The organism is Sphingomonas sp. (genome assembly GCF_029239295.1).
GTDB lineage: Bacteria > Pseudomonadota > Alphaproteobacteria > Sphingomonadales > Sphingomonadaceae > Sphingomonas.
In genome coordinates this window covers 38,703-58,147 of record NZ_JAQZBC010000008.1, presented here as the reverse complement: position 1 = coordinate 58,147, position 19,445 = coordinate 38,703, and the positions used below count along the sequence as shown (strand labels likewise).

Sequence of the window (19,445 nt, the reverse complement as noted above, 5' to 3'; positions counted from 1 at the left end):
CTGCGCCGGGGCGACGGTCCCTTGTCATATGTTGATCGTCTTCGGCTTGGCGCGACGCAGCCACTGTGCGGTCAGCATGCGCGTGAACAGCACGGCGGTGAACACGCTGGTGGCAATGCCTATCAGCAGCACGACGGCGAAGCCCTTCACCGGGCCGGAGCCCAGCAGGAACATGATAATGCCCGAAATGGCGTGGGTCATGTTCGCCTCGAAAATCGTGCGGCTGGCTTCCTTGTACCCCAGCTCGACCGATTGGACCACCGATCGTCCGCGCCGCCGCTCTTCGCGGATGCGTTCGTTGATCAGCACGTTCGCGTCCACGGCAGTGCCGATGGTCAGCACGAAGCCGGCGATACCTGGCAGCGTCAGCGTGCCGCCGATCAGCGCCAGGACGCCGACGATGACGAACACGTTGATGACCACCGCGAGGTTCGCATAGACGCCGAACCGCCCGTAGGTGATGAGCATGAAGGCGACGACCAGCGCCACCGCAACCGCGGAGGCGAGGATGCCGGCGCGGATCGACTCGGCGCCCAGATCCGGCCCCACGGTCGATTCCTCGACCACCTTCAGCGTCACCGGCAGCTTGCCCGACCGTAGCGCGATCGCCAGCGCATTGGCGCTTTCGGTCGTGAAGCTGCCGGACACCTGCGCGCGGCCGCCCAGGATCGGTTCGTTGATGTTCGGGGCCGAGATCACCTGATTGTCGAGGATGATCGCGAACGGCTTGTTCACGTTCTCGCGCGTCACCTGAGCGAACTTGCGGCCGCCCTGGCTGTCAAAGGTGATGGCGACCTGCGGCTCGTTGGTCTGCTGGCTGAATTCCTGCCGCGCGTCGGTCAGCTGGTCACCGGTAAGGATCGCCGACCGCTTGACCGCGATCACCGGAAGGCCGGTGGGATTGTTCGGATACGGCAGGATCTGGCTGCCAGCGGGCGCCTGTCCGCTGGCCAGCTGCTGCGGAGTCGCGCTTTCATCGACCAGCTTGAACTCAAGCTTCGCGGTCTTGCCCAGCAGGTCCTTCAGCGCCTGCGGGTTCTGCAATCCCGGCACCTGAACGACAATACGGTTCGATCCCTGACGGATGATCGTCGGCTCGCGCGTGCCGAGCTCGTCGATACGGCGGCGGACCACTTCGGTCGCATCGCCCATCGCGGTGTCGATCGCCTGTGTCAGCCCGGCCTGCGTCGGTGTCAGCACGATGCGGCTGGAATCGACGACCTGGATGTCCCATTCGCGCTGGCCGGTCAGGCCAACGCCGGTGCCGGCGATCTGGGTCAGCCGCTCGCGCGCGGCATCGACCTGGCTCGGATCGCGCAGCAGGAACGACAGGCGACCGCCGCGGGTGGAGATATCGCCGATCTCGATGCGGGGCCGCTGGCGCCGCATCTCGGTCTGCACCTGCTCGCGCATCGCCTCGAGCCGGGTGGTCGCGATGTCGTTCACATCGGCTTCGAGCAGCAGGTAGCTGCCCCCCGCGAGATCAAGGCCCAGGTTGATCCGCGGGTGCGGGAAGGCGCCCCAGGAATCGGTGATGCGCTGGGGCAGCAAACTGGGGATCGCCAGCGCGACGAGCGCTATGATCGTCGCCCAGATCGAGACGACCTTCCACCGCGGGAAATCGAGCATAAGAGCGGGTCGCCTCAGTCGTTCGCTGGCTTGGCGCCGAGCGCGGTCACCTCGGCGAGCGTCGCCTTGACGACCCTTACGCGGGTGTTGGCGGCAATCTCGACCTCGACGAACTGGTCCTCGACCTTGGTCACCTTGCCGACGAGACCGCCGGCCGTCACGACCGTGTCACCCTTCTTCACCGCCGCGATCGCGCTCTGCAGCGACTTCATGCGGCGCTGCTGGGGGCGGATCATCAGGAAGTAGAAGACGATGAATACCAGGATGAGCGGGGCGAGGCTGAGAAAGCCCGCGAGTCCGCCCTGCGACGAAGCGCCCGTGGCCGTCTGGGCATAAGCTGGTGAGATGAACATGCCGTCCTTGCGTGCACATGGGTCATGGGGCCCGCAGAACGGACCTCATGGGAAGCGTGCGCCGCTATCACTGCCACGGCCTTGGCGCAACTCGCACGGTTCAGTAGGAGGTGTGCATAAGTAGAGAGAAGGAGAGGTAATGACGATCCTGGTAATGGGTACGATCAAGCTTGGCGCCGGCGAGGGCGCAAAGGCCGCGTCGCTGTTTGCCGATCATGCCGCGGTGGTGAAGACCGAGGAGGGCTGCGAGGAATACAGCTTCGCGTTCGACGCCGCCGATCCCGATCTGGTCCGTGTCGCGGAACGCTGGGCCAGCCCCGAGGCGCTTGGCGCCCATGGCCAGGCCGATCATCAGAAGGCATTCGGCCGCGCCCTGCGCGCACAGTCACCCTCGGAGATGTCGATCGACGCCTGGGACGGGCAGCATTGGCGCAAGCTTATCTGATCGCGCTTGCATCTGGCGCGCGGCCCGCGTAGGGCCGCGCGTCTCGGTCGGGGCGTAGCGCAGCCTGGTAGCGCATCACACTGGGGGTGTGGGGGTCGCAGGTTCGAATCCTGTCGCCCCGACCAGAGATTTCCCCCAAAACTTCATCATCATGTCTTCACTCGCCGAATTATGCGGCGGCGCCGTGACGTGCGGGCCAGACGCAATTGCGCGCCGGCAGCATGGCTACCGGCGCGCGCATCCTCTCCGCGGATGGCCCTTGCTTCTCAGGAAATCTGGTGCGCCACTTCGGCCAGCGTCAGTCGCGCGAGCGGCTGGTTCAGCTCGTTCTCGATGTCCAGGCTGCCCTTCATCGTCGTGATCCCGCGGCGCGCCGGGGTGCGCACCAGCGATCGTGCGGAGCGCTGCGCCTGGATCAGCGCGGCATTGAGATCGGGCAGCTCAAAGCTTTCCGCGCGGCGGGTCATTTGATCGGGTGTACGGACACGGAAGAAGAAGGTGGGCATGCACCGGAAAATGTTCGACAGCCGTGTTGGTTGCTTTGTTCAACCCAGGTCATCATCTTTTTGACAATTCACGCGAATATCGCCGCACGACAGCCACAAATCGGGGTCCAACATGGCGCGGCGATGGCGGCAGCGTTGCGTGATGTTGCCAGCTTTGATCAGCGTTCCAGCAGCCGCGGCATGAGCTCGACGAAGTTGCAGGGGCGATGGCGGCTGTCGAGCTGATCCTTGAGGATGCCGTCCCAGCCGTCCTTGACTGCGCCAGTCGAGCCGGGAAGCGCAAAGATGTAGGTGCCTCGCGCGACGCAGGCGCAGGCGCGCGACTGGACGGTTGAGGTGCCGATCGTCTGGAACGACAGCCAGCGAAACAGCTCGCCAAAGCCCGGGATCATCTTGTCCGCGACTCGCTCGACTGCCTCGGGCGTGACGTCGCGGCCGGTGACCCCGGTCCCGCCGGTGGTGATGATGCAATCGATCGCCTCGTCCTCGATCCAGGCGTGAAGCCGGGCGACGATCGCGTCAGTATCGTCGCGCAGGATCTGTCGCTGCGCCAGTCGATGGCCGGCCTCCAGCAGCCGATCGACCAGCGTGTCGCCTGACCGGTCCTCGGCCAGGCTCCGCGTGTCCGACACGGTCAGGACCGCGATGTTGACGGGAAGGAACGGGAGGGTCTGGTCGATCGGCATGGCACGGTATCGCCCGGCCGCGCGGATCGATCAACGATAGCGCTGAGCCGCGGCGCGAAAGCGTGGGCTGGCAAAGCTGTCTTCGAACGCGCGGGCATGGCCGGGCTGGCCCGGATCGCGCAGCATCGCCTTCAACATGGTCAGCGCGGCAGGGTCATTGGCCGCGATGGTGGCCGCTACCACCGCTGGGTCACCGACCGTATCGACCAGCCCGATTCGCTGCGCTTCTCCTGCGTCGATGGTGGAGGCGGTGAACAAGAGGCGCGCGGCTTGCCCTGGGCCAATCATCATCGACAGCCGCGCCAGATCCTCAGCCGGATAGCCGATGCCCAGTTTTGCCGGCGGGATTGCAAAGCTCGCACCGGGCGCCGCGACCCTGACGTCCGCGGCAAGGATCAGCGCCACTGCCGCGCCGTGACACCCGCCCTCGACCGCTGCGACCAGCGGCATCGGCAATGCCAGCAGCGAATCGACCGCCGCGCGGATCGCGAGCCGAAGGGGAGCGCGTAGCGCAGGCTCGTCGGCCAGCCGCGCTGCCTCGCCAAGATCCGCGCCTGCGGAAAAGATGCCCGGAACGCCCGACCGAAGCACGACCACCGCCGTGTCGTGGGGGATGGTCGACACGACCCGAGCCAGTTCGAGGAAATGCGCGGTCGCCATGGCGTTGCGCCGGGCCGCGCGCGAGAGCGTCACCCGGGCGATCGTCCCATCTATCTCCAGCGATATCATGCGAGCCGCGTCGCCATGCACCACCAGCCGGGCTCCGTCGCGGCGATCCTGGCGGCGGCGTGATCGCGCTGCTCACTGGTCTCGAACAGCGCGAGGCACGTCGCGCCTGATCCCGACATCCGCGCTAAAGTGACCCCCGGCTGTTCGGCGAGCACGGCGATGACATGCCCGATCACAGGCGCAAGGCTGCGCGCCGCGGGCTCGAGATCGTTGCGCCCGCCGATCGGATCGGCGGGATCAAGCGGGCCACGATCGATTCGGTCCCAGGCGCCGAATACCGCGGCGGTCGAGAGTGCAACGCGCGGATTGACCAGCAGGACCGGTGTGTCCGCCCAGCCGCTGAGCGGGGCAAGCGCATCCCCCTTGCCGGTGCCGAAGGCGGTTCGCCCGGCGAGACAGGCGGGCACGTCGGCGCCCAAGGCGGCGGCAATTGCAACCAGCCGCGCGTCGTCGCCGGCGATGTCATGCCGCCGGCCCAGCGCGCGCAAGGTCGCCGCTGCATCCGCCGACCCCCCGCCGATACCGGAGGCGACGGGCAGGTTCTTCTCCAACACGATCGCGTGGCGCTGAGCGACGCTGAACGTACTGCGAAAGGCGTCGGCCGCGCGGGTGACCAGATTGTCCGCCCAGTCCGCACCGGCGGCTCCGCTCTCGTCGGCATCCACCATCAACGCGCCGGCGAACGGCCCGGTGATCGTGAAGCTGTCGGTCGGCGCGTCGGCGATCGTCACCACGTCGCCGTCGCGGCAAAAGGCGAACAGCGTCTCCAGATCGTGATAGCCGTCCGGCCGACGCGCGCGAACGTGCAGCGCAAGGTTCAGCTTGGCCGGGGCCGGCTCCACAATCACGTCGCTGGAAATCATTGGCTGGTCGTCGGTCCGTTCGCGATCTTCGCCGCGAGCCGCGCGGACGTTTCGGGTTCGGCGACGACCTGCGCCGCGCGCCATGCGTATCGCGCGTCAAAGCGCCTGCCCAGCGTCCAGTAAATGTCGCCGAGATGCTCGTTTACCTCGACATCCGCCGGAGATTCCGCCGCGGCACGCTCGATCAGCGGCAGCGCGCGCTTCGTGTCGCCCGCCAGATGATAGGCCCAGCCCAGCGAATCGGTGATCGCGGCATCGTTCGGCCGCAGTGCGCTGGCCTTTTCCAGCAGCGCCTGCGCCGGCGCGACCGGCTCGCCATGGACGATCTGCGCATAGCCGAGATAGTTCAGCGCCAGCGGCTCATCGGGTGCTAGCCGCACCGCTTCCTGCAGCGCGCGCTGTGCGCCCGGCCAATCGCCCGCTTCGTCGAGCGCCGCGCCATATTGCAGCCATGTCGACCAGCCGGCAGCGCCCATGTCGATCAGCTTGCGATAGACCGGCACCGCGTCGGCCGGTCTATCGGCGTTCATCAGCAGATCGGCATAACGGTTCAGCGCCAGGGCAGTGTTTGTGCGCGCCGCCGCCTGCGCCTCCTGCAACGCCTCGTCCATGCGATCGGCACTGGCGAGGATCTGCACCCGACCAGCCTTGGCGACGTCACGATAGGGGCTGGTCGCCGGAATCTCCTCCAGCGTGGCGATCGCGCGCTGCGGTTCGCCCGAGCGTGACAGCGTATGCGCCAGCAGCAGGCGTGCGCGATCGTTGCCGGCGTCGGCCATCACGGCTGCTTGCGCCAGCGCGAGCGGCAGCGGGCTGTCCTGCCCCAGGATCAGGTCGCTCGCGATCCGCGTGAACAGCGCCGATGCGCCGAACGCCAGCGATGGTTTTACCCCCGCACCTGGCTCGCGGCGCAAGGCGGCGATCGGCCCGGCATCGCCGCCCAGCAACCCGCCCGCCTCTTCCTGCCGGCCAGTGCCGATCAGCAGCCGCGCAGCCATCACGCGCAGATCTTCGCTGGCCTGCCCTGTGCCCAGCATCGCGCGCAGCGTTGCCAGCCCTTCGACGCTGTTGCCCTGCGCGATCAGGATCAGTGCGCGTGTTTCGCCCGCGAACCGCCGCGCCACGGTGTCGCTGCGCGCTGCGGCCAACAGGGGAAGGGGGTCTTCGCCGCGCTCGAACGCTGCCCAGGCGGCCAGCGGCGGGGCCATCACGGCGAACTGGCCCTTGCCGATCCGGGCGATCGCCGCATCAGCCACGGCCAGATCGTGATGCGCGGCAGCGCTGGCGAGGATCAGCAGATCGGCGTCGGGCGGCGCCGCGCTGCCCAGCGTCACCGCTGCGTCCAGCGCGAGCTTCAGGTCGCCCGCCTTGATCGCCTCGCGATAGGCATAAGCCGCGACGCCCTTGTCGCCCGGCGTCGCGGCGAGCGCATCGGCATAGCGCCGCGCGGCAACGTCGGCCGAGCCATCGCCGTCGGCGGCGCGCGCCTGCAGATAGGCCAGCAGATCGGGCGTGGCGGCCTGGGCGGGAAGCGTTGCCCCGCCCAGCGCCGCGCCGATCGCCAGCGCGATCAGCTTACATGTTGGGATAGTTCGGCCCACCACCGCCCTCTGGCACCACCCAGTTGATGTTCTGCGTCGGGTCCTTGATGTCGCAGGTCTTGCAGTGGACGCAATTCTGCGCGTTGATCACGAACTTCGGATCGCCCGTCTCCTCGCCGACGATCTCGTACACGCCCGCCGGGCAGTAACGCTGCGCCGGCTCGTCATACAGCGGCAGGTCGTATTCGACCGGGATATTCGGGTCCTTCAGCGTCAGGTGGATCGGCTGATCCTCCTCGTGATTGGTGTTCGACAGGAACACCGAGGACAGGCGATCGAACGTCAGCACGCCGTCGGGCTTGGGATAATCGATCTTCTTCGCCAGATCCTTGCGCCACAAGGTCTCATGGTCGGCATGCTGCTTCATGGTCAGCGGCCACTTCAGGCCGAAGTTTTCCATCCACATCGCGATGCCGGCGATGCCCGAACCCATGAAATCGCCGAACTTCTTCACCAGCGGCGCGACGTTGCGGACGATCGACAGCTCCTTCTTCACCCACGATGCTTCGAAAGCCTCGGGGTAAGCAATCAGCTCGTCGCTCTGGCGCTGCGACAGGATCGCATGGACCGCGGCTTCGGCGGCCATCATGCCGCTCTTCATCGAGGTGTGCGTGCCCTTGATCCGCGGCACGTTGAGGAAGCCGGCGCTGTCGCCGATCAGCGCGCCGCCCGGGAAGACGAGCTTCGGGATCGACTGAAGCCCGCCGTCGCTGATCGCGCGCGCGCCATAGCTCACGCGCTTGCCGCCCTTCAGCAGCCGGGCGATTTCGGGATGAGTCTTCCAGCGCTGCATTTCGGCGAACGGGAAAACATAGGGATTGGAATAGTTCAGCCAGGTGACGAGGCCGATCGATACCTGGCCGTTCGCCTGGTGATAGATCCAGCCGCCACCGTTGGTGTCGCTTTCGCTCAGCGGCCACCCCTGCGTGTGGATCACCTTGCCCGGCTCGTGCATCGCGGGATCGATGTCCCACAATTCCTTGATGCCCAGGCCGTAGGACTGCGGATCGCAGTCGGCGCGCAGGTCGAAAATGCGCATTAGCTCCTTCGACAGATGCCCGCGGCACCCTTCGGAGAAGAATGTGTATTTCGCGTGCAGCTCAAGGCCCGGCTGATAGTCGGGCTTGCGCGTGCCATCGCGCGCCACGCCCATGTCGCCGGTGGCGACGCCCTTCACGCTGCCGTCTTCGTTGAACAGGATTTCGGCGGCGGCGAAGCCCGGGAAGATTTCCACGCCCAGCTCTTCGGCCTTGCCCGCCAGCCAGCGGCACAGATTGCCCAGGCTGCCGGTATAGGTGCCCTTGTTGTGCATGAAGGACGGGGTCAGCAGGTGGGGCATGTTGAACTTGCCCTGCTTGCTCAGCACCCAGTGGAGGTTCTGCGTCACCGGCACTTCGGCCAGCGGGCAACCATCGTCCCGCCAGTTCGGCAGCAGCTCGTCCAGGCTCCGGGGATCGATCACCGCGCCCGACAGGATATGCGCGCCGACCTCGCTGCCCTTTTCGAGCACGCAGACGGACAGGTCGGCTTCCTTCTCGGCCGCGAGCTGTTTCAGGCGGATCGCCGCGCTGAGGCCGGCCGGCCCCGCACCCACGATCACCACGTCATAAGGCATCGACTCGCGTTCGCTCATCATTCTCTCCATTCGCCGGCCCCGATCGTAAGCGAGCGATCGGGCGCACGCCGGCAACGTCTTGTCCCCATCGGCTGTCGAGCGAATTGACCGCTACGTCAACCGTAACGCTATGAAGCGGGTCATGGGGGCAGATCAGAACGCAGATTGGCGATTGGCCGCGGCAAGTGTCCTCGAATGGTGGCAGGACGCGGGCGTCGACGTGCTCGTCGGCGATGATCCGTTCGACTGGCTCGGCGGCGAAGAGCCGGTTGCCCTAGCGTCACCGGCGCCGCCGCGCGCCGCCGCCCGCCCGATGGAACCGAACGTTGCGGCGGTGTTGCCGGCCACGCTGGAGGAACTGCTCGCGTGGCGTATCGGTGCCGCCGCGCCGGAGGCCGGATGGGGCGTCCCTCTGGTCACCGCCAGCGGGCCCACTGACGCGAACCTGATGATCCTGATCGACTGTCCGGAGCGTGACGCGACCGATTCGCTGCTTGGCGGCATGGCGGGGCGGCTGTTCGATCGCATGCTCGCCGCGATCGGCCGCTCGCGCGACGATGTGCACCTCGCCAGCGTCTGCGCCGCGCGCCCCGCGGCCGGGCGGATGCCGCGCGATCTGGAACAGCGCCTCGCCGAAATCGCCCGCCATCATCTGTCGCTGGCGGCCCCGAAACGGCTGCTGGTGATGGGCGATGCGGCGAGCCGTGCCATCCTGTCGGCGAACGTCATGGAAGCGCGCGGGCGTTTACATGCACTTAACCATAGAGTCGCACAAACGACGGAGGTCGTCGCGAGCTTCCATCCGCGCATGTTGCTGGAGAGGCCCGCGCTCAAGGCCGAAGCGTGGAGGGATCTGCAATTGCTGAAAAGGGGACTTGAGTGATGCGGATGCTGCTAACGGCTGTTTCGGCCGTGGCGCTTGCGCCAACGATGGTCGCGGCTGAACCGGCACGCCTCGAGGCGCCCGGCAAACCCGTCATCCCGCCGCAGCTTTCGGCGGAACAGCGAACTCAATATCGCGCGGTGTTCACCGCGATCCGGGAAAGCCGATGGCAGGATGCGCAGCTCGCGCTCGACGGCATGGCACCCGGCCCGCTGCACAGCTACGCCCGCGCCGAACTCTATACCGCGAAGGGCTCGCCCCGCGTCGAGCTGGAGCCGCTGGTCCGTTTGCTGACCGATGCGCCCGAACTGCCGCAGGCCGAATCGCTCGCGCGCCTCGCGCGTGCCCGCGGCGCCGCCGATCTGCCGCCGCTGCCGGTGGCGCAGCGGCTGATCTGGCAGGATGGCGCACCGACCCGCGTGCGCGCCCGCGCCACGCGCAGCGACACGATCGCTGCCGATCTCGCGAACAAGATGCAGCCCTATGTGAAGGCTGACATGGGGCGAGAGGCGGAATCGCTGCTCGAATCGACCAGCGGTCTGACGCCGGAGGCGCAGACCGAATGGCAGTCGCGCGTCGCCTGGATCTATTTCCTTCAGGGCCTCGACAATGATGCCCGCCGGCTGGGTGACAAGGCCGCGCGCGGGCAGGGCGATTGGGCGACGCATGCTCGCTGGACGGCCGCGCTCGCCGCGTGGCGCCAGAATGATTGCGGCGCTGCGGGCGAAGGGTTCGAAGCGGTCTCGGCGCGCGCCGGCGATACCGACATGCGCGCCGCCGGGCTTTATTGGGCCAGCCGCGCCGACATGGTGTGCGGCCGCCCCGACCGGATCGAGGCACGGCTGAAGAACGCCGCGCAATATGGCGAGACCTTCTATGGCCAGATCGCCCGCCAGGCGCTCGGCATGCAGACCGCGGCGGTCAAGCCGCAGAAGGTGACGAGCGACTGGGCCAATCTGGAACGCCGTCCCAACATCCGCGTCGCCGCTGCCCTGATCGAAATCGGTGAGGAGGGCGCCGCCGACACGGTGATCCGCCAGCAGGCAAAGATCGGGCCCAAGGCGGAATTCGCCAGCCTGGTGCGCGTCACCGAACAGATGAACTTGCCGGCGAGCGTCGTCTGGCTCGCGCACAATTGTCCCGAGGGTTTCGTCGCCACCGCCGACACGCGCTATCCGACGCCGAACTGGACCCCTGACACCGGCTGGCGCGTCGACAAGGCGCTGGTCTACGCCCACACGCTTCAGGAATCGGGCTTCCGCAACAAGGTCGTCTCGCCCGCCGGCGCCTATGGCCTGATGCAGATCATGCCGGCCGCGGCGACGGATTACATGCGCGAGCGCGGCGTTCAGGTCGACAAGACGGCGCTGACCCGCCCCTCGACCAATATCGACATCGGGCAGCGCCACCTCGAAAAGCTGCGCGACATGGGGCTGACCCAGGGGCTACTGCCCAAGGTGATCGCCGCCTACAATGCTGGGCCGCGCCCGGTCGGCGAATGGAACTCGCTGGTACGCGATAACGGCGATCCGCTGCTCTACATCGAAAGCATCCCTTATTGGGAAACGCGTGGTTACGTGGTCACCGTGCTGCGTAACTACTGGATGTACGAAGGACAGACCGGTCGCGACAAATCGGTCAGTCGTGCCGCGCTCGCCCAGGGCATGTGGCCGCGCTTCCCCGGCATGAAGGGGGAACCCGCCGTGCGCATCGCGGCGAAGCCGGCTGCCAATACGGTCGCGGTCAACGCGGCCGTGGCCCCGGCGCCCGGCGCTCAGGTCACCAGCGCACAGTAAAGTGGGCCGGGCTGCCGACGCTCTTCGGGGCGTCGGCGGCGGCCGTAGGAAATCTCGCGTTCCACTATTGTTCTTTTGGAACAAAGTCGATACGACTGCGATCGTGCGTTGAACGGTTCGCGCGCTTGATCTAGCGAGAGACCTCCTCATGGCCGCCAATCTCAAGGTGATCCCCAACAACATGGCTAGCGCGAACACGGATCGTCAGAAGGCGCTCGACGCCGCCCTTGCGCAGATTGATCGCGCCTTCGGGAAGGGCTCGGCGATGAAGCTGGGCCAGAAGGAGACGATGAAGGTCGAAACGGTGTCGACCGGCAGCCTTGGGCTCGACATCGCGCTCGGCGTCGGCGGCCTGCCCAAGGGCCGTATTGTCGAGATCTTCGGCCCCGAATCCTCGGGCAAGACCACGCTCGCGCTCCACGCCATTGCCGAAACGCAAAAGGCTGGCGGCATGGCCGCCTTCGTCGACGCAGAACACGCGCTCGATCCTGCTTACGCCAAGAAGCTGGGCGTCAACATCGACGAACTGATCGTCTCGCAGCCGGATACGGGTGAGCAGGCGCTGGAGATCGTCGACACGCTCGTTCGCTCGAACGCGATCGACGTGCTCGTGATCGACTCGGTCGCGGCCCTGGTGCCGCGTGCGGAGATCGAGGGCGAGATGGGCGACAGCCACGTCGGCCTGCAGGCGCGTTTGATGAGCCAGGCGCTGCGCAAGCTGACCGGCACGATCAACCGCTCCAACTGCCTCGTCATCTTCATCAACCAGATCCGCATGAAGATCGGCGTGATGTACGGCTCGCCGGAAACGACCACCGGCGGCAATGCGCTGAAGTTCTACGCCTCGGTCCGTCTCGACGTGCGCCGCATCGGGTCGGTCAAGGATCGCGAGGAAGCGACCGGGAACCAGACTCGCGTGAAGGTGGTGAAGAACAAGGTGGCGCCACCGTTCAAGCAGGTCGAATTCGACATCATGTTCGGTGAGGGCATTTCCAAGCTGGGCGAGATCATCGATCTCGGCGTGAAGGCGGGCCTCGTCGAGAAGTCGGGCTCGTGGTTCAGCTACGATTCGATCCGCATCGGTCAGGGCCGCGAGAATTCGAAGACCTATCTGCGCGAGAACCCCGAAGTCGCGGAGCGGCTGGAGCGTCAGATCCGCGCCCGCCAGGAAGGGTTGGGCGAGGAATTGATGGCTGGCCCATCGGAGGAAGACGACGCCTGAGGCGCCTTTCCCTTCATCCTGATCTTCAAGAATGGGCCGGCTGCCACAAGGCGCCGGCCCTTTTCTTTGCACCCGGACCCTCCGCGGGGAAGCGCCTCCGCCGCCCCCCCCGGCGCTGGTTTACCCCCTATCCCGGATCCCGGTTGCCGGGCATGCAGAGGCCTCACGACAAGAGGATGTTGCGATGACCACGGCCCCGCTCTGGCAGACCCGCGTCGGTGACGTATGGGCCGCGGAATGGCAGCGCACCGATCGCAGCTTCGCCGATCTCGCGCGCTCGTTAGATGCCACGATCCTGGCGCTCGCTCCGATGCAGGGGAAAGCGGTCGATCTTGGCTGCGGTGCCGGCGCCACCAGTCTGGCGCTCGCCGCCGCGCGGCCAAGCCTTTCGATCCTCGGCATCGACCTGTCGGCCCCCCTCGTCGCCGTCGCGCAGCAGCGCGCCGCGCACGCCGGCGCCGGGAATGTCCATGCGATATGCGGTGCCGTTCCGGACGCGCTGCGGGAGGGCGCACCCTTCGATCTCGCCTTCTCGCGGCACGGCGTCATGTTCTTCGATGATCCGCAGCGCGCCTTTCGGGGCATCGCCAACGCGCTTCAGCCGGATGCGCCGCTGGTCTTCTCCTGCTTCCGCTCGGCGGCGGCGAACCCTTGGGCAAGTGAGACGATCGCCGCGATGGGCGGCCGGCTCGATCGCCCCGCCGCCTACGCTCCCGGCCCCTTCGCCTTTGCCGATCCCGCGCGGCTGACGGCTCTGCTGGAGTCATCCGGCTTCACCGATGTATCGCTCCAGCCGGTCGACTATCTCTACCATGCCGGCGCAGGGGACGATCCGGCGAGCGACGCTGCCGAATTCTTCACCCGCATCGGCCCGGTTGCCCGCGTGATCGCGGAGGCGGAGGCGGCGGATCGACCTGCGCTCCTTACTCGTTTGCGTTCGATCCTGGCCACGCGGGTTACCGGCTCAACGCTGGATTTCCCCGCGGCGGCCTGGATCGTCACCGCGCGCGCTCAGGGGAACCGTCAATGATCATCGTCCACCACCTCGAAAACTCACGGTCGCAGCGGGTGCTGTGGATACTCGAGGAACTCGGCCTGCCGCACGAGATCCAGCGCTACGAACGCGATCCCAAGACGATGCTCGCCCCGCCTGAGCTCAAGCGGGTCCACCCGCTCGGCAAGTCGCCGGTGATCGTCGACACGGCCGACGACAACCGCGTGATTGCGGAGACGGGCGCGATCGTCGAATATCTGGTCGACAAGGCCGATGGCCGCCTCGGCGCACCCGCCACCCGCGGTGGTGCGCTCGATTACCGCTTCTGGCTCCATTACGCCGAAGGCTCGCTGATGCCGCCGCTGCTGGTGAAGCTGGTGCTGATGCGCGTGCCCCTGTTCGGCAAGGTGGCGCAAAAGCGCATCCAGCCGATGATCGACACCCATCTGGATTTCGTCGAGGCGCATCTGTCGCGGCGGCCGTGGTTCGCCGGCGACGCGCTGACCGCAGCGGACGTGATGATGAGCTTCCCGCTGGAGGCGGCGCGCAGCCGCGGCGGCCTGGACGAAAGCCGCCCCGCGACGATCGCCTGGCTGGAGAAGGTCCATGCGCGGCCCGCCTACCAGACCGCGCTGGCGAAGGGCGGCCCGTACGCTTACGCCTGATCGCGCATGATCCGGCGCACCGCCGCGGCGCTGCTGCTCGGCGCCGCCAACCTTGCCCCAACCGCCGCCCCGGCCGGGCAGAGCGCGCCGGGCCCCGCCGCCGCGCTCGCCGGTGATTATGTCAGTTCGCAGATGGAGCTGGTCGCCCGCCTGCGCCTCAGCCCCGACGGCACGTTCCGCTACGGGCTGACGGTCGGCTCGCTTGATGAAACCGCGCAGGGAAGATGGCGCGTCGTCGGCGAGGAGATCGAACTCACCAGCGATCCGCGCCCGCGTGCGCCCACTGTAGAGGCTGCGGCGGTCGAGAACACGCCGGCTGCGCCGTTCGGACTTCGCGTCCTTGCGCCCAACGGACAGGACGTGCCGGGGGTGGATTTCGTGATCGAGTTCGATCGTGGTGAGCCGTTATCGGCCTACACGCCGGGCGATCGCTGGGTTCTGCCGACGGACGAACACCGCACGCCCCGCTTCGTCACCTTCGCGATGCCGCGCTACCGGCTTCAGTCGGCGCGACTGCCGCTCGACGGCGCGCCGGGCCGAACCGCGATCTTCCGGCTGGTGCCGAACGATTTCGGCGTCGCCGATCTCACCGGAGCGCGCCTGACGGTGGAGGGCGATACGCTGACGCTTCACCGCGAGGAGGGCACACTGCGCTTCCGCCGCGCTGCGCGCTGATCCCCGCCTGGCGATAGCCCCATGAAAGAAGGGGCGCCGCACCGCGACGCCCCTTCTTATGGTCAGCCCCGCTTCTCGGTATCGAGCGTGGGGGTCTCGGCAAAGCTTTGCGTCGGATGGACCGGGCCGCCGCCTGCTGGCGCCCGCGGATCGGGGATCACGTCCGGCTCCAGCGGATCGAGCTCGCCCTCCCATTTCGCGATCACCGCGCTCGCCACCGCATTGCCCACGACGTTGGTCGCGCTCCGGCCCATGTCGAGGAAGTGGTCGATGCCGATGATCAGCAGCAGCCCGGCCTCCGGGATGTTGAAGAAGCCAAGGGTCGCCGCGATCACCACCAGGCTGGCGCGCGGCACGCCGGCGATCCCCTTGCTGGTGATCATCAGCACCAGCAGCATGGTGATTTCCTGCCACAGCGTCAGGTCGATGCCATAGGCCTGCGCGATGAAGATCGTCGCGAAGGTCATGTAGATCATCGAACCGTCGAGGTTGAAGCTGTACCCCAGCGGCAGCACGAAGCTGGCGATGCGCGGCGGCACGCCGAACTTGTCGAGCGCCTCCAGCGTGCGGGGATAGGCCGCCTCGGACGATGCGGTGGAGAAAGCGAGCAGCAGCGGTTCGCGGATATAGCGGACCAGCAGTGTCGTGCGCCGCCCGACGATCACGTAGCAGACGCCGATCAGCAGCAGCCACAGGATGATTATGCCGACGTAAAAGGTGCCCATGAAATAGGCGAGGTTGCCGATGATCGCCGGGCCACGTTCGGTCAGCGTGCCGGTTACTGCGGCGAACACCGCCAGCGGGGCTAGGCGCATCACGTAATTGGTGACGGTCAGCATCACCTGCACCAGCGCCTCGATGCCGCGCACCAGTGGGGCGGCCTTCTCGCCGACCGCGGTGATCGCGACGCCGATGAAGATCGAGAAGACGACGATCTGCAGGATCTCGTTCTTCGCCATCGCTTCGATGCCGGAGGCGGGGAAGATGTGCGTGAAGAAATTGGTGAGATTGAACGCGGCCTGTTCGACGCCGCTTGATTCGTTAGTCGCCGGCAACGGGAAATTCAGCCCGACGCCCGGCTGGAACAGATTCACCAGGATCAGGCCCAATGTCAGGCTGACGAGGCTGGCGGCGATGAACCACCCGACCGCGCGGCCACCGATCCGGCCCAATGCTGTGGTGTCGCCCATGTGCGCGATGCCGGCGACCAGCGTTGCGAACACGAGGGGGGCGATGATCATCTTGATCAGTCGCAGGAAGATGGTCGTGACGATCGAGAAATAGCCGGCGATTTCCGACAATTTGGCCGCCGATGCCGGCGTGCCGTCGTCGAAATACGCGTTGAGCGAAAGGCCCAGCACGATACCGGCGACCAGGCCGATCATGATGTATAACGTCAGGCGCTTGGCCATGGATGCTCCCGGAATGTGCCTCCGCCATCCGGTTCAAGCGCAGAGCGAACGGAGGAAATGTCGATCCGGCGTGATGAAGGGGATTGCCGTCGCGTCGTCAAGCCTCTGTGCAGGTGTGAACAAGGCAGTTTCCTGCACCAGTGATGCACAAATGCTATGGCTGGCGCTTCATCTGTTTATGCGGCGGGACGTGGAAACGGCCCATTGCGCCATCACCCGCCGCGCGGCCCCCACAGGATGATCGCCGCGCCGATCAGGCAGACGGCGGCGCCCGTCAGGTCCCAGCGGTCGGGCCGCACGCCCTCCATCGCCCACAGCCACAGCAAGGCGGAGGCGATGTAGATCCCGCCATAAGCGGCATAGGCCCGGCCCGCGTGATCGCTGTCGATCAGCGTCAGCAGATAGGCGAACAGGCAGAGCGACGCGATCCCGGGCGCGATCCACCAGGGCGATCGGTCGAGCCGAAGCCACGCCCAGAAGGCAAAGCAGCCGGCGATTTCCGCAAGGGCGGCTGCCAGATAGACGATCACGCTCACGGCACCGCTGTCGCAGAAGCGGGCAGGCGCGGCCAGCCTGATCGGGCCCGCGCCCGGCCCGCACCCGCATCGTTGCGCACGAATGGTGCGCAATCGCGCAATCTTGTGGAATAGAGATACTGGTCAGCGCGCCCGCCGCCGATTAAGTCGCACGCCATGACCTCGACGAACGACATCCGCCGCAGCTTCCTCGATTACTTCGGCTCGGCCGGGCACAGCATCGTGCCCTCCGCACCTTTGGTGCCGCAGAACGATCCGACGCTGATGTTCGTCAACGCGGGCATGGTGCCGTTCAAGAACGTGTTCACCGGGCTCGAAACGCGCCCCTATTCGACCGCGGTCAGCGCGCAGAAGTGCGTGCGCGCCGGCGGCAAGCACAATGATCTCGACAATGTCGGCTACACCGCCCGGCATCACACTTTCTTCGAGATGCTCGGCAATTTCTCGTTCGGCGATTATTTCAAGGAACAGGCGATCACCCACGCCTGGACGTTGCTGACGAAGGAATGGGGCCTGTCCCCGGACAAGCTGACCGCGACCGTCTATCACACAGACGACCAGGCGTTCGATCTGTGGAAGAAGATCGCCGGCCTGCCCGATCACCGCATCATCCGCATCCCGACGAAGGACAATTTCTGGGCGATGGGCTCGGATGGTCCGTGCGGGCCGTGCAGCGAGATCTTCTACGATCACGGCGAGCACATTCCCGGTGGTCCTCCCGGCTCGCCGGACGAGGATGGCGATCGCTTCGTCGAGGTGTGGAACCTCGTGTTCATGCAGTTCCTGCAGGAAGCCGACACGATCGTCGGCGATCTGCCACGCCCGTCGATCGACACCGGCATGGGGCTGGAGCGGATTGCCGCCGTCATGCAGGGCGTCCACGACAATTATGATACCGACACGTTCAAGGCGCTGATCGCTGCCTCGGGCGCGCTGACCCACACCGCCACGACCGGCGACAATCAGGCCAGCCACCGCGTGATCGCCGATCACCTGCGCACCTCGGGATTCCTCGTGGCTGACGGCGTGCTGCCCGCCAACGAGGGCCGCGGCTATGTCCTTCGCCGCATCATGCGCCGCGCGATGCGCCACGCCCATCTGCTCGGCGCCAAGCAGCCGTTGATGCATCGTCTGGTGCCGGCACTCGTCGCCGAGATGGGCGCAGCTTACCCCGAACTCGTCCGCGCGCAGCCGCTGATCGAGGCCACGCTCGCCCAGGAGGAAACCCGCTTCCGCCAGACGCTCGACAAGGGGCTGAAGCTCCTGGACGAGGCGACTGCGGGGATGAAGCCGGGCGACGTGTTGCCGGGCGAAACCGCCTTCAAGCTCTACGACACCTTCGGTTTCCCGTACGACCTGACCGAGGACGCGCTGCGCGCCCAGTCGTTCGGCGTCGACCGCGCCGGCTTCGACGCCGCGATGGCCGAACAGAAGCGCGCCGCCCGCGCAGCGTGGAAGGGCTCTGGCGCCAAGGCGTCGGACGACCTCTGGTTCGACCTTGCCGAGGAAGTCGGTGCAACCGAATTCACCGGCTATTCCAGCGATGTGGGTGAGGGCGTCGTGCTCGCGCTGGTCAAGGATGGCGCGCGGGTCGAGAAGGCCGCGGCCGGCGACCAGGTTGACGTGATCGTCAACCAGACGCCCTTTTATGGCGAAAGCGGCGGCCAGGTCGGCGACGCCGGCACGATCAGCAGCGAGGCCGGCCTTGCCGCGGAGGTGACCGACACCTCGAAGCAGCTTGGCAAGCTGTGGGTCCATCACGCCCGGCTCAGCGCGGGCGAGATCAAGGTCGGCGATACGGTGAAGCTCGCGATCGACGTCGCGCGCCGCGCTGCGATCCGCGCCAACCACTCCGCCACCCACCTGCTGCACGAGGCGCTGCGTGAGCGGCTCGGCACGCATGTCGCGCAAAAGGGCTCGCTCGTCGCGCCCGATCGCTTGCGCTTCGACGTCAGCCATTCCAGCGCGATGAGCGCCGAGGAACTGGCTGACGCAGAGGCTGCGGTGAACGCCAAGATCCGCCAGAACGGCCCCGTCACCACCCGGCTGATGACGCCCGACGATGCGATCGCGATGGGCGCGATGGCGCTGTTCGGCGAAAAGTACGGCGACGAGGTCCGCGTCGTCTCGATGGGCACCGATGACGGCGGCAAGACCTATTCGGTCGAGCTGTGCGGCGGCACTCATGTCAACGCATTGGGCGACATCGGCCTGTTCAAGGTGATCGGCGAGGGCGCCGTGTCCTCCGGCGTCCGCCGCGTCGAGGCGCTGACCGGCGAGGCCGCGCGGGCTTACCTCTCGTCGCGCGACGACAAGCTGCGTGAGGCTGCATCTGCCCTGCGCACCACGCCCGACGAGGTGCCCGGCCGCGTAGCCTCGCTGCTGGAGGACAAGCGCCGGCTGGAGCGTGAACTGGCCGAGGCGAAGAAGGCGCTGGCGATGGGCGGCGGCAGCGGGGCTGCCCCGGCTGGTCCCGAAACCGTCGGTGGCGTCGCCTTCGTGGGTCAGGTTCTGAACGGCTTCGAGGCCAAGGGGCTGCGCGGCGCGGTGGACGACGCCAAGAAGCGGATCGAGTCCGGCGTCGCGGCACTGGTCGCGGTCAACGACGGCCGCGCGACGGTGGCAGTCGGCGTCACTGACGATCTGGTCGCAACCTTCAATGCGGTCGATCTGGTGAAGCGTGCGGTGGCCGCTGTTGGCGGGCAGGGCGGCGGCGGCCGGCCCGACATGGCGCAGGGCGGCGGACCGGACGGCGACAAGGCCGATGAGGCGTTGGCGGCGGTTCGTGCGGCGCTGGAAGAGGCGAAAGCGGCCGCCTGAATCGATCTGGCCGGG

At 67.0% G+C, this 19,445-nt stretch carries 18 protein-coding genes and 1 tRNA gene; 9 read left to right on the top strand and 10 right to left on the bottom strand.

All coding sequences use genetic code 11. The features are described from left to right. Nucleotides 1-24: 24 nt before the first annotated feature. Nucleotides 25-1,629, bottom strand: a complete 1,605-nt coding sequence (gene secD / locus K0S66_RS09770) for a protein translocase subunit SecD (protein WP_301075172.1) — start codon at nt 1,627-1,629, stop codon at nt 25-27. Between the two features lie 14 nt (nt 1,630-1,643). Then, a complete protein-coding gene (gene yajC / locus K0S66_RS09765) occupies nt 1,644-1,982 on the bottom strand; it encodes a preprotein translocase subunit YajC (RefSeq protein ID WP_301075171.1) in 339 nt (112 codons plus the stop codon). A 139-nt stretch (nt 1,983-2,121) separates the two neighbouring features. Between yajC and K0S66_RS09760 the strand changes: the two genes are divergently transcribed. Further along, entirely contained in the window at nt 2,122-2,427 is a 306-nt protein-coding gene (locus K0S66_RS09760; protein WP_301075170.1) for an antibiotic biosynthesis monooxygenase, read from the top strand. Between the two features lie 48 nt (nt 2,428-2,475). Then, nucleotides 2,476-2,552: transfer RNA gene (locus K0S66_RS09755), tRNA-Pro, on the top strand. A gap of 141 nt (nt 2,553-2,693) precedes the next feature. Here the strand turns inward: K0S66_RS09755 and K0S66_RS09750 are convergent. The 6 genes from K0S66_RS09750 to K0S66_RS09725 form a co-directional block, all read right to left on the bottom strand. Beyond that, nucleotides 2,694-2,933 (bottom strand): hypothetical protein, encoded by a 240-nt coding sequence (locus K0S66_RS09750; protein ID WP_046409335.1) that lies wholly within the window; start codon nt 2,931-2,933, stop codon nt 2,694-2,696. Between the two features lie 158 nt (nt 2,934-3,091). Continuing rightward, nucleotides 3,092-3,619, bottom strand: coding sequence for a molybdenum cofactor biosynthesis protein B (gene moaB / locus K0S66_RS09745; protein ID WP_301075169.1), 528 nt, complete (start codon nt 3,617-3,619; stop codon nt 3,092-3,094). A gap of 30 nt (nt 3,620-3,649) precedes the next feature. Continuing rightward, on the bottom strand, nt 3,650-4,348 hold the full coding sequence (locus K0S66_RS09740) for an enoyl-CoA hydratase/isomerase family protein (protein WP_301075167.1): 699 nt from the start codon (nt 4,346-4,348) through the stop codon (nt 3,650-3,652). Further along, nucleotides 4,345-5,211, bottom strand: a complete 867-nt coding sequence (locus K0S66_RS09735; protein WP_301075165.1) for a 4-(cytidine 5'-diphospho)-2-C-methyl-D-erythritol kinase — start codon at nt 5,209-5,211, stop codon at nt 4,345-4,347. The genes K0S66_RS09740 and K0S66_RS09735 overlap by 4 nt, the downstream gene beginning before the upstream one ends. After that, a complete protein-coding gene (locus tag K0S66_RS09730) occupies nt 5,208-6,812 on the bottom strand; it encodes a tetratricopeptide repeat protein (RefSeq protein WP_301075164.1) in 1,605 nt (534 codons plus the stop codon). The genes K0S66_RS09735 and K0S66_RS09730 overlap by 4 nt, the downstream gene beginning before the upstream one ends. Then, on the bottom strand, nt 6,787-8,445 hold the full coding sequence (locus K0S66_RS09725) for an electron transfer flavoprotein-ubiquinone oxidoreductase (protein WP_301075163.1): 1,659 nt from the start codon (nt 8,443-8,445) through the stop codon (nt 6,787-6,789). Before K0S66_RS09725 ends, K0S66_RS09730 begins: the two co-directional genes overlap by 26 nt. Before the next feature lie 112 nt (nt 8,446-8,557). Between K0S66_RS09725 and K0S66_RS09720 the strand changes: the two genes are divergently transcribed. The 6 genes from K0S66_RS09720 (at nt 8,558) to K0S66_RS09695 (ending at nt 14,662) form a co-directional block, all read left to right on the top strand. Beyond that, nucleotides 8,558-9,310 carry a uracil-DNA glycosylase gene (locus K0S66_RS09720; RefSeq protein ID WP_301075162.1) on the top strand — a complete coding sequence of 251 codons (753 nt, stop codon included), beginning with the start codon at nt 8,558-8,560 and terminating at the stop codon, nt 9,308-9,310. Between the two features lie 47 nt (nt 9,311-9,357). Further along, entirely contained in the window at nt 9,358-11,106 is a 1,749-nt protein-coding gene (locus K0S66_RS09715) for a lytic transglycosylase domain-containing protein (protein ID WP_301075274.1), read from the top strand. Nucleotides 11,107-11,254: 148 nt separating this feature from the next. Beyond that, nucleotides 11,255-12,328: a recombinase RecA gene (gene recA / locus K0S66_RS09710; protein ID WP_301075161.1), complete on the top strand. Its 1,074-nt coding sequence runs from the start codon at nt 11,255-11,257 to the stop codon at nt 12,326-12,328. A gap of 184 nt (nt 12,329-12,512) precedes the next feature. Continuing rightward, a complete protein-coding gene (locus K0S66_RS09705; RefSeq protein WP_301075160.1) occupies nt 12,513-13,358 on the top strand; it encodes a class I SAM-dependent methyltransferase in 846 nt (281 codons plus the stop codon). Continuing rightward, nucleotides 13,355-13,987: a glutathione S-transferase gene (locus K0S66_RS09700; RefSeq protein ID WP_301075159.1), complete on the top strand. Its 633-nt coding sequence runs from the start codon at nt 13,355-13,357 to the stop codon at nt 13,985-13,987. The genes K0S66_RS09705 and K0S66_RS09700 overlap by 4 nt, the downstream gene beginning before the upstream one ends. A gap of 6 nt (nt 13,988-13,993) precedes the next feature. After that, a complete protein-coding gene (locus K0S66_RS09695; RefSeq protein ID WP_301075158.1) occupies nt 13,994-14,662 on the top strand; it encodes a hypothetical protein in 669 nt (222 codons plus the stop codon). A gap of 62 nt (nt 14,663-14,724) precedes the next feature. Here the strand turns inward: K0S66_RS09695 and K0S66_RS09690 are convergent, their stop codons facing one another. Further along, a complete protein-coding gene (locus tag K0S66_RS09690; protein ID WP_301075156.1) occupies nt 14,725-16,074 on the bottom strand; it encodes a dicarboxylate/amino acid:cation symporter in 1,350 nt (449 codons plus the stop codon). Nucleotides 16,075-16,286: 212 nt separating this feature from the next. Further along, a complete protein-coding gene (locus K0S66_RS09685) occupies nt 16,287-16,610 on the bottom strand; it encodes a YnfA family protein (RefSeq protein WP_301075155.1) in 324 nt (107 codons plus the stop codon). A gap of 156 nt (nt 16,611-16,766) precedes the next feature. Here K0S66_RS09685 and alaS point away from each other — a divergent pair, with 156 nt between their 5' ends. Next, the gene (gene alaS / locus K0S66_RS09680; protein WP_301075154.1) at nt 16,767-19,430 is read left to right on the top strand and encodes an alanine--tRNA ligase; all 2,664 of its coding nucleotides are present in this window, start codon (nt 16,767-16,769) and stop codon (nt 19,428-19,430) included. Nucleotides 19,431-19,445 lie beyond the last annotated feature (15 nt).

Excerpts from the sequence above, each read along its gene's own strand:
- K0S66_RS09715 (WP_301075274.1), top strand. The coding sequence starts at position 9,358 with ATGGTCGCGGCTGAACCGGCACGCCTCGAGGCGCCCGGCAAACCCGTC.
- K0S66_RS09720 (WP_301075162.1), top strand. The coding sequence starts at position 8,558 with ATGAAGCGGGTCATGGGGGCAGATCAGAACGCAGATTGGCGATTGGCC.
- moaB (WP_301075169.1), bottom strand. The coding sequence starts at position 3,619 with ATGCCGATCGACCAGACCCTCCCGTTCCTTCCCGTCAACATCGCGGTC.
- secD (WP_301075172.1), bottom strand. The coding sequence starts at position 1,629 with ATGCTCGATTTCCCGCGGTGGAAGGTCGTCTCGATCTGGGCGACGATC.
- K0S66_RS09695 (WP_301075158.1), top strand. The coding sequence starts at position 13,994 with ATGATCCGGCGCACCGCCGCGGCGCTGCTGCTCGGCGCCGCCAACCTT.
- K0S66_RS09750 (WP_046409335.1), bottom strand. The coding sequence starts at position 2,933 with ATGCCCACCTTCTTCTTCCGTGTCCGTACACCCGATCAAATGACCCGC.
- K0S66_RS09725 (WP_301075163.1), bottom strand. The coding sequence starts at position 8,445 with ATGAGCGAACGCGAGTCGATGCCTTATGACGTGGTGATCGTGGGTGCG.
- K0S66_RS09760 (WP_301075170.1), top strand. The coding sequence starts at position 2,122 with ATGACGATCCTGGTAATGGGTACGATCAAGCTTGGCGCCGGCGAGGGC.
- yajC (WP_301075171.1), bottom strand. The coding sequence starts at position 1,982 with ATGTTCATCTCACCAGCTTATGCCCAGACGGCCACGGGCGCTTCGTCG.
- alaS (WP_301075154.1), top strand. The coding sequence starts at position 16,767 with ATGACCTCGACGAACGACATCCGCCGCAGCTTCCTCGATTACTTCGGC.
- K0S66_RS09700 (WP_301075159.1), top strand. The coding sequence starts at position 13,355 with ATGATCATCGTCCACCACCTCGAAAACTCACGGTCGCAGCGGGTGCTG.
- K0S66_RS09735 (WP_301075165.1), bottom strand. The coding sequence starts at position 5,211 with ATGATTTCCAGCGACGTGATTGTGGAGCCGGCCCCGGCCAAGCTGAAC.
- K0S66_RS09705 (WP_301075160.1), top strand. The coding sequence starts at position 12,513 with ATGACCACGGCCCCGCTCTGGCAGACCCGCGTCGGTGACGTATGGGCC.
- recA (WP_301075161.1), top strand. The coding sequence starts at position 11,255 with ATGGCCGCCAATCTCAAGGTGATCCCCAACAACATGGCTAGCGCGAAC.
- K0S66_RS09690 (WP_301075156.1), bottom strand. The coding sequence starts at position 16,074 with ATGGCCAAGCGCCTGACGTTATACATCATGATCGGCCTGGTCGCCGGT.
- K0S66_RS09740 (WP_301075167.1), bottom strand. The coding sequence starts at position 4,348 with ATGATATCGCTGGAGATAGATGGGACGATCGCCCGGGTGACGCTCTCG.